10 protein-coding genes and 1 pseudogene are annotated in these 7947 nt (G+C 69.3%); 4 read left to right on the forward strand and 7 right to left on the reverse strand.

Features of this window, described 5'->3' with window-relative positions:
* Positions 1 to 613 (reverse strand): alcohol dehydrogenase catalytic domain-containing protein (locus tag EET03_RS16035; protein WP_167470647.1); only part of this gene is annotated, 613 nt, incomplete at its 3' end.
* A 101-nt stretch (positions 614 to 714) separates the two neighbouring features.
* On the opposite strand from EET03_RS16035, the gene EET03_RS16040 reads away from it, so the two are divergent.
* The 3 genes from EET03_RS16040 to EET03_RS16050 all read left to right on the forward strand — a co-directional run bounded on the left by EET03_RS16040 (position 715) and on the right by EET03_RS16050 (position 3029).
* A complete protein-coding gene (locus tag EET03_RS16040; protein ID WP_099193584.1) occupies positions 715 to 2220 on the forward strand; it encodes an aldehyde dehydrogenase family protein in 1506 nt (501 codons plus the stop codon).
* 148 nt (positions 2221 to 2368) lie between these two features.
* Positions 2369 to 2623 carry a type II toxin-antitoxin system Phd/YefM family antitoxin gene (locus EET03_RS16045; protein WP_122508792.1) on the forward strand — a complete coding sequence of 85 codons (255 nt, stop codon included), beginning with the start codon at positions 2369 to 2371 and terminating at the stop codon, positions 2621 to 2623.
* Positions 2616 to 3029, forward strand: a complete 414-nt coding sequence (locus EET03_RS16050) for a type II toxin-antitoxin system VapC family toxin (RefSeq protein ID WP_075544749.1) — start codon at positions 2616 to 2618, stop codon at positions 3027 to 3029. Before EET03_RS16045 ends, EET03_RS16050 begins: the two co-directional genes overlap by 8 nt.
* A gap of 49 nt (positions 3030 to 3078) precedes the next feature.
* Here the strand turns inward: EET03_RS16050 and EET03_RS16055 are convergent, their stop codons facing one another.
* The 4 genes from EET03_RS16055 to EET03_RS32715 all read right to left on the reverse strand — a co-directional run bounded on the left by EET03_RS16055 (position 3079) and on the right by EET03_RS32715 (position 5739).
* On the reverse strand, positions 3079 to 3279 hold the full coding sequence (locus EET03_RS16055) for a hypothetical protein (RefSeq protein ID WP_075544748.1): 201 nt from the start codon (positions 3277 to 3279) through the stop codon (positions 3079 to 3081).
* The gene (locus EET03_RS32705; protein WP_321182654.1) at positions 3269 to 4195 is read right to left on the reverse strand and encodes a hypothetical protein; all 927 of its coding nucleotides are present in this window, start codon (positions 4193 to 4195) and stop codon (positions 3269 to 3271) included. Before EET03_RS32705 ends, EET03_RS16055 begins: the two co-directional genes overlap by 11 nt.
* 459 nt (positions 4196 to 4654) lie before the next feature.
* Positions 4655 to 5104, reverse strand: a complete 450-nt coding sequence (locus EET03_RS32710) for an AAA family ATPase (RefSeq protein WP_075544746.1) — start codon at positions 5102 to 5104, stop codon at positions 4655 to 4657.
* A complete protein-coding gene (locus EET03_RS32715; RefSeq protein ID WP_075544745.1) occupies positions 5059 to 5739 on the reverse strand; it encodes an adenylate/guanylate cyclase domain-containing protein in 681 nt (226 codons plus the stop codon). Before EET03_RS32715 ends, EET03_RS32710 begins: the two co-directional genes overlap by 46 nt.
* 229 nt (positions 5740 to 5968) lie before the next feature.
* Between EET03_RS32715 and EET03_RS16065 the strand changes: the two genes are divergently transcribed.
* Positions 5969 to 7492: a molybdopterin-dependent oxidoreductase gene (locus EET03_RS16065; RefSeq protein WP_075544744.1), complete on the forward strand. Its 1524-nt coding sequence runs from the start codon at positions 5969 to 5971 to the stop codon at positions 7490 to 7492.
* On the opposite strand, the gene EET03_RS16070 is transcribed toward EET03_RS16065, so the two are convergent.
* Positions 7479 to 7685, reverse strand: coding sequence for a hypothetical protein (locus EET03_RS16070; RefSeq protein WP_063470247.1), 207 nt, complete (start codon positions 7683 to 7685; stop codon positions 7479 to 7481). The two genes, EET03_RS16065 and EET03_RS16070, sit on opposite strands and share 14 nt — an antisense overlap.
* A gap of 80 nt (positions 7686 to 7765) precedes the next feature.
* Positions 7766 to 7947: pseudogene (locus EET03_RS16075) on the reverse strand (hypothetical protein); the annotation flags it as partial.

Below are 7947 nucleotides of genomic sequence, written 5' to 3' on the forward strand. Positions count from 1 at the left end.
ATCCAGGGAGCCCGGCCAGCCGGGCTCCCTGGATCGCGGCCAGCCCCACCCCGCCGCACCCGATGACCAGCACACTGTCCCCGGGGCGGACCGCCGCGGTGCGCAGCACCGCGCCCACCCCGGTGGTGACCCCACAACCGAGCAGCGCGGCGTGGTCCAGGGGCAGTGACCGGTCGACCCGCACGACGGCGGCGGCCGGCAGCAGGGTCTCTTCGGCCAGCGTCGCGGCGCCCATCTCCGGCCACACCGGGCCGGTCGGACTCTCGGCATACGGGCCGCCGAAGGCGTGCTTGAGGCCGTGTGGGCAGAGTTGGGTTTCGCCGCGCAGACAGTGCGGGCAGCGCCGGCAGGGCACGTTCCACGTCAGCACCACATGGTCGCCGGGACTGACGGTGGCGACCGCGCCGCCCACCTCGGTGACGATCCCGGCTCCCTCATGACCCAGCGTGCAGGGCAGCAGCGCCGGCATGGAGCCGTCGCACACCGACAGGTCGGTGTGGCACACGCCGCTGGCCTGAAGTCGCACCAGCACTTCGTGGTCGCCGATCCGCCGCAGGGCGAGCTCCTCCACCGCCGTCGGCCGCCCGGCCTCGCGCAGCACCACCGCCCTCATGGGTCGGCACCTGTGATCCGTGTCATAGCGACTTACGATGGCGAGATAACCGCACCGGGTCAAGGTTGCCTCGGGAGTCGGGTGAGGAGAAGGGCCCCAAGATGAGCGAGACGCGATCAACGGTGATCACGCAGGACAGCCAGATTGCCGGCGAGGGACCGGTGTTGACGATCGGCGGGGAACCGCAGCCGGGCGCCGCGGGGACTTACCCAGTACACAATCCGGCCCGGCCGGCCGAGATCGTCGGCCACGCGCCGGCCGCAGACCGGGCCCAGCTCGACGCCGCGGTGTCGGCGGCGCGGCGGGCAGCGCCGGCGTGGCGAGCGCTCAGCGTCGCCGAGCGGGTCGCCGCGCTCGCGTCCGCGGCGATAACGGCCGCCGAGCAGTTGGCCGCGCGAGACGGCGCGCGGCTCTATACCCGTGAACACGGAAAAGTCCTCAGCGAGGCCAACTTTGAGATCAGCACCGGCCCGGGCCTGGCGGCGCTGATCGGGTCGATGGCCGAGGCGGCGCTGGCGTCGGAGCAGCTCGACCCGCGGTCGGCCTACCCGCGCCTGCAGCGGGAGCCGTTCGGCGTGGCCGCGCTGGTGCTGCCGTTCAACTGGCCGCTGGCGCTGACGATGACGAAACTGACGTCGGCCCTGACGGCGGGTAACACCGCCGTCGTCAAGGTGCCGCCGACGTGTCCACTTGCCGCGCTGCAGCTCGCCGGGGCGCTGGCCGCGGCGCTGCCGCCGGGCGTGGTGAACGTGCTCGCGGGCCCGGGCAGCGACCTTGCCCAGGCGTTGGTCACCCACCCCGGCATCGACCTGATCTCACTGACCGGCGGCGTGGGCACCGGCCGCGCCGTCATGGCCGCAGCGGCGGCGCGGCTGACTCCGGTGTTGCTGGAGCTGGGCGGCAACGACGCGGCGATCATCGCCCCCGACCTGGCGGTCAGCGACGAGCTGGTGGAGCGGCTGGTGACGGCGACCTACACCACCGGCGGTCAGGTCTGTATGGCGATCAAGCGGCTCTACGCTCCGGCGCAACGGGCGGGTGAGCTGGCCGAGGCGGTGCTGGCCCGCTGCGAGCGGGAGGTGGTCGGCGACGGCCTCGCCGAGGAGACGACCCTGGGCCCGCTGCACACCGCGGCGGGGCGCAACCGGGTGACCGCGCTGGTCGGCGACGCCGAGGCGCGCGGCGCGTCGGTGCGGACCGCGGGGCGGATCCGGGAGGCCGATGCCGATGCGGCGGGATACTTCGTACTGCCGACCGTCGTCACCGATCTGGCGCCCGACTCGGCGCTGGCCACCGAGGAGCAGTTCGGCCCGGTGTTGCCGATCTTCGGTTACGACGACCTCGACGAGGCCGTAACCGCGGCGAACGCAACCGAATTCGGGTTGACCGCGTCGGTGTGGACGGGCGACGATGCGCTCGCGGACCGGGTGGCGTCGCAGCTGGTGGCGGGCACGGTCAGCGTCAACTGCCACGGCCTGGCCGCCCAGGACCCGCGGCTGCCGTTCGGCGGCTGCGGCCAGTCGGGCATTGGCCGCGAACTCGGCATCGAGGGGATCCGGGCGTTCACTCAGGCCCGAGCATTCGTCCGGCACCCGGTGCCGCGCTAACCGAAGCGCTTGGGACACTTGGGATTTGGGGCCTACCGATCGCGGTAATGTCATGTCAGGGCCTCGGCCCACCCGGTAGGTCCCTCGAAGCCCGGTGATGTCGCCAGTTCACCGTGCATGACGTAGCACGCGTGCTACAGTCGGCTGGGTGGCCACCGAAATCACCCAGCGCGAGCTCCGCAACAACAGCGGAGAGATCATGCGCAAGCTGGACCAGGGCGAATCCTTCGTCGTGACCCGCAATGGCGTCCCCGTCGGCGAGCTTTCGCCACTGCGTCGCCATCGATTCGTCAGCGCCGGGGCGGCGGTAGCGGCGTTCAAGGGCGCTCCGCGCATGGAGTTCGAACGCCTCCGGGCGGACCTGGACGGGATGGTTTCCCAGGAGATCGCGCCTCGTGGCTGAGGCTGCTCGTGCCGCCCAAGGCCTCCTCGACACGTCGGTGGTGATCGACCTGGATCACATCGACGCCGGGCAGCTGCCATGCGAACTCGCCGTGAGCGCCCTCACCATGGCAGAGCTCGCAGCCGGCCCGCACGCGACGGACGATGCGGCAGAGCGGGCGCGACGTCAAGACCGCCTCCAACGCGCCGAGGCCACCCTCGACCCGCTCCCGTTCGACGGCGAGGCCGCGAGGGCCTACGGACGCATCTATGCCGCCATCGTCGCGACCGGCCGCAAGGCTCGGGGCCCACGGGCCGTCGATCTGCTGATCGCAGCCACCGCCCTCGCGGCCAAGCTGCCCCTCTATACGCGCAACATCGACGACTTCCAAGGCATCGATCACCTCCTGACCGTAGTCAGCGTTTGACATGCGCCGAGGCCCGCGAGTACCGCTTCGGGCCGACGACCGCCGACGGTCAGATCATCACCAGCAGCGAGTCAGAGGTCGTTTCCACGATCGGGTCGCTCGTACCACACCAAGCGGCAGCCCGGCGAACAAAAAATGGACACTCGTCGAGGTCATCGAACAATTCCAACGCCCGCTCGCTGCCCGCCTTCGGGCCATCGGCCAACACGGCTACCTCGTCGTCACCTTTCTCATCGTCCTCATCGTCCATGCGGCGATCGCGCCACCCCCGACAACCTGCGGCCACGAGATCTCTGACTTGGTGTCAGGGCCTCGGCCCACGCGATATGCCCCTCGAAGCCCAGTAATGTCGCCAGGTCGCGGTAGCGATACCGCAGGTCGCGGAAGCGAACCCGATCACCCCGCGCCCGCGCCAGCAGCGCACGCAACCGCAGCAGATTGATTTCACGCGACAGCAAACCGCTGTCGCCCGGCGCGGCGGCCAACCTGTCGATGACTTCGGCGGCTTCTGATACGGCGGCTGCGTCGCCTGCTGGGGCGCCGGCCAACAGTGTCTCCACCAAAGCGCCGGTAGCAGTACCGAAATGCCCTAGCTGTCCGGCCTGAAACAGCTCGTCGACGGCTGCACGCAGTCGTGGTAGGGCGCCGTCGCGGTCGCCGCGCCGGGCTCTTTCCCGCGCGGCCCACACATCGGCGACGGGAAGGTCCGACGGGTAGTACCGGTCGCGCAGGCACATCTCGCGGACTTGCCCGAGCACCTCGAGTCCCAGCTCGCGATCTGCTGGGGAGTCCCGATGCACCAGCGCGATACCGTGGGTCAACCTCGCCAGGCCCAGCGCCCGATCGTCACTGGACCGCTCGGCGATCCGCAGCGCCTCGTCGATTTCGCGCAGCGCAGCGTCGTCGGCCAGCAGGATGCCGTTGGGTATGGCACCCAGGTACCTGTACGTGATGACCATGGCGTGCGACCACGGTTCGGTTCCGCGGGCCGTGGCGACGGCCTCCTCGAGGTCGGTTCGCCAGCCGGCACGGCCCAGCGCCCATCGGGCGGTGCCGCGTGTCGCCAGCGCCACCGCCAGCGGGGAACCGACGATCGCGTTTCCCCGAGCCGGGTCCCCCTGGGCCAATTCGATGACGTTCTGCGACCAGTGCAGCACCAAGCCCATCTCGCCACTTTGGATCTTGGTGGCGATCGCCCCCAACGACAGCCCGATCGTGAGTGTCGGATCGGCGATCGCTTCGATGAGCGCGATGTGTTCGGAGGCCAGCCGCGATGCCGTGCGGATCCGGCCGTAAGACGAAGTGCTCCATGATCAGGCCGGCCATGCCGATGGCCAGCGACGCCTTGTCGCCGACGGCCGAGCACAGCTCCCGCAGCTCCTCGAAGCGGGCTCCGGAGACCTCAAGACGGGACCGGAATCCGTTGCTGCACAGCAGAGTTCGTGGAACTATTCGCATCGTGACCCGGTCCGGGACATCGTCGGGCAAAGCGTCGGCAACCTGGCGCGCCCGCTCCCAGCTCCGACACGCCGCGGCCTTGTCGCGAACGCTCGCCCACTCACCGGCGCGCAGGTGCCAGACGTAGGCTTCGCGCAGGTCCCCGGCGGCCTGCAGATGCTCGGCAATCAACGCCGCGTTCTCGTCGGTCGATCCGGGCTCGCGCTTTTCGACCGCGGCGGCCAGCCGCCGGTGCAGCCCGGCAGATCTTCAAGTAGCACAAGGTCTTCGGAATCGGCGTCGGCATAGCGGCCGCGTAGGCGCGCGCGGTCGGCGTCCGCGTCGAGAGCCGTCATGCCCGTTTCCGCGCGCAACAATCGCGCCACGGCGTGGAACGGAATCGGGCTGGTGTGCGATTCGCAGAAGGCGGTGAACACCTCGACACCCCGGGCGGCCGCCATCGCGGCGACCTCGCGCACCAGACGGCTCTTGCCGATGCCCGCCGAGCCCACCACGCCGACCACCGCACCGTGGCCGTCGACTGCGCGCCCGAGCAGGCCCTCGACGGCGGCCATTTCACGGCGGCGGCCGATCAGCTGCGACTCGGCCCGCCCGAGCGCGCGAGGCCGGTCCGCCACGCCCAACAGCTGTTGGCAAACACTGGCTGATCGCTGCCCTTGATGTGTGCAAGCTCCCGGTCACCGAGCACCGCAGCGCCCCCGACCAGTCTGGCCGTGGACTCGCTCAGCACCACCCCGCCCGGTGGCGCGACCGTTTCCATCCGCTGTGCCATCCCCACCTGCTCCCCCACGGCGGTGTAACCCAAAGCGCCCGAACCGATCTCACCGGCGACAACTTGACCGGAATTGAGGCCCACCCGCAGCCGCAGGTCGACACCGTCGCGGTGGTCGACTTCCGACGCCAAGCGGACGGTTTCCTGCTGGATACCCAGGGCCGCCAGGCAGGCACGAACAGCGTGGTCCTCCAACGCCGCCGGCGCGCCGAACACCGCCATGAGGCCATCGCCGGTGAACTTGTCGACGGTACCGCCGTAGCGCTGCACGACCGCGGTTGCGCGGTCGACGAGCTCGGCCATGATCACTCGCAACCGTTCCGCGCCGACGGCTGCCGCGATGTCCATCGACCCCACCACGTCGGCGAACAGCACCGTCACCTGCTTGTACTCCGCGCGGGCAGCGGTGTCGTTGACCGGTGAGCCGCAATTGTGGCAAAACGCGCATTGACCAGAGGCTCGGTGCCACACGTTCGGCATGCCGCCATGGTCGCCATCCGACTCTCCGCTTATGCCGGCCGCAGCATTCGCAGTGGTCCCCGAAGGACCCTCAAAGGATATGCCGCTGGCACGCCAGTTTTTTTCTGGTGTCACCGCTGGTCAACGCCGGTACCGGGCCGCGGCTCGACGGCAGCATTCCGGTGTCACCGGTTCGCCTGTACGCCAAGCTGTTTACGGTCACTCAGGGCTACGCGAGTACAGTAATTCGATGGCTGTCGCCCCGTCCAATGAGCGGATGATCGCCGGGGTCGCCGCCGCGGCCGTCTCGCTCGGGGTGGCCCAGCTGGTGGGCATCCCGTTCGGTGCACGTGCCGATGCGCGAACCGCGATCGGCTCGGCGGTCGTCGATCTGACACCGGGGCCGGTCAAAGAGTGGGCGATTGCGACCCTGGGCGCACTGGACAAACTCTTCCTGGCCGTCGCTGTGCTCGTGGTGATCGCCACGATCGCCGCAATCGCCGGAACCCTCGAGACGCAGCGCCGACCGCTCGGCAGCGCGGTGATCGCCGCGGCGGGGGTTCTCGGCTGCGTCGCGGTGCTGTCTCGCCAAGGTGCGACAGCACTGGACACGATCCCCACCGTCGCCGGCGCCGCCTGCGGCGTGGCGACCCTGCGGTTGCTTGCCCGCCGGTTCGGGCCCGGACCTGACAAACCGGACCAGCCCGATAATGGCCGGCGCAGCTTGGTCGTGTTCGGATTGCTCGGATTCGGAGTGGTCAGTGGCGTGCTGGGTGCGGTCATCACCCGGGTGCTGCACTCGGTGGCCGCCGACCGCAACAGCTTCGCGCTTCCCCGACCGCGAACACCGGCGCCGCCAATACCTGCCGATGTGCAACCGAACGGCGTTGCGCTACCGAGCTTTGTCACCGCCAGCGCCGACTTCTACCGGGTGGACACCGCGCTGAGCGTTCCCCAACTCAGCCACGGCGACTGGCGGCTGCACATCCACGGCATGGTGGACCGCGAAATCACCTACAGCTTCGTCGACCTCGCCCGCTTCGACGTCGTCGAGACGGTGACGACACTGACCTGTGTGTCGAATCCCGTTGGGGGCAAACTGATTTCGACAGGCATCTGGACCGGATACCGGTTGGCCGATCTGCTGGCCGCGACCGGTGTGCACGCCGACGCCGACATGGTTCTCTCGACCTCGATCGACGGGTTCACCGCCGGCACGCCGGTCGCGGCGCTCACCGATAGCCGCGACGCGCTCCTGGCGGTCGGCCTCAATGGTCAGCCGCTGCCGATCGAGCATGGCTACCCGGCGCGGCTGGTGGTACCCGGTCTCTACGGGTACGTGTCGGCCACCAAGTGGGTCGTCGAGATGGAGCTGACCCGCTTTGACCGTGCCAAGGCGTACTGGACGCGGCAGGGCTGGGCGGCGCAGGCCCCGATCAAGACCGAGTCGCGGGTCGATGTGCCGAAAAATGGTCAGCGGGTGCCTGCGGGACCCGTGATATTCGGCGGCGTCGCGTGGGCCCAGAATCGCGGCGTGCGAGCCGTGGAGGTACGCATCGACGACGGCGCATGGCAGCCCGCGCAACAGGGCGCGAGCTATTCCGACGCGACGTGGCGGCTGTGGAGCTTTCCCTGGCAGGCGAAAAGCCCTGGGAAACACACCATCACCGTGCGCGCCACCGACAACACCGGAGCGGTCCAAACCGCGGATCAGGTTGATCCCGTCCCGGACGGCGCCACCGGCTGGCACACGGTGGCCTTCACCGTGGTCTAGCCGACAGTTTCCGCCAACTGAACACCGCGATGACGATGCCGATCAGCGCGGTGATCGGACCGATGATGGACCAGGTCGTGGTGTTGCTCATCGGGCTACCCCCAAGCACACCGAATCCCTGCAGCGCCCAGATCAGACCGAACAGCGCGACCAGCAACCCGACGGCGAATGTCACGACGAAAGTCCTTCTCATACAGCGATGCTACGACCCGGAGTGAGTTTGGGCATCAGCGATTGCGAGGTCGACGGACGACAGTGCGCACCCTCAGCGTGTCAAACGGGGTCGTCGTCGTCGCGGTCGCTGAGGAATCGTTCGGGGTGATGGTAGGGGTTGGTGCGGGGCTGTCCGCGATCGAGGTGCGCTGGCGGTATCCATTCGGTGTCGCCTCGGGCGTTCTTGCGGGTGCGCCAGCCTTTTTCGGCGAGTCGGTTGTCGATACCGCAGGCCAGGGTGA

Origin of the sequence: Mycobacterium innocens, from assembly GCF_900566055.1 — a bacterium.
GTDB classification, from domain to species: domain Bacteria; phylum Actinomycetota; class Actinomycetes; order Mycobacteriales; family Mycobacteriaceae; genus Mycobacterium; species Mycobacterium innocens.

Coding starts and splice junctions, on each gene's coding strand:
- EET03_RS16040 (WP_099193584.1), top strand. CDS start 715: ATGAGCGAGACGCGATCAACGGTGATCACGCAGGACAGCCAGATTGCC.
- EET03_RS16055 (WP_075544748.1), bottom strand. CDS start 3,279: ATGGACGATGAGGACGATGAGAAAGGTGACGACGAGGTAGCCGTGTTG.
- EET03_RS32705 (WP_321182654.1), bottom strand. CDS start 4,195: ATGGGCTTGGTGCTGCACTGGTCGCAGAACGTCATCGAATTGGCCCAG.
- EET03_RS32715 (WP_075544745.1), bottom strand. CDS start 5,739: ATGCCGAACGTGTGGCACCGAGCCTCTGGTCAATGCGCGTTTTGCCAC.
- EET03_RS16065 (WP_075544744.1), top strand. CDS start 5,969: ATGGCTGTCGCCCCGTCCAATGAGCGGATGATCGCCGGGGTCGCCGCC.
- EET03_RS16070 (WP_063470247.1), bottom strand. CDS start 7,685: ATGAGAAGGACTTTCGTCGTGACATTCGCCGTCGGGTTGCTGGTCGCG.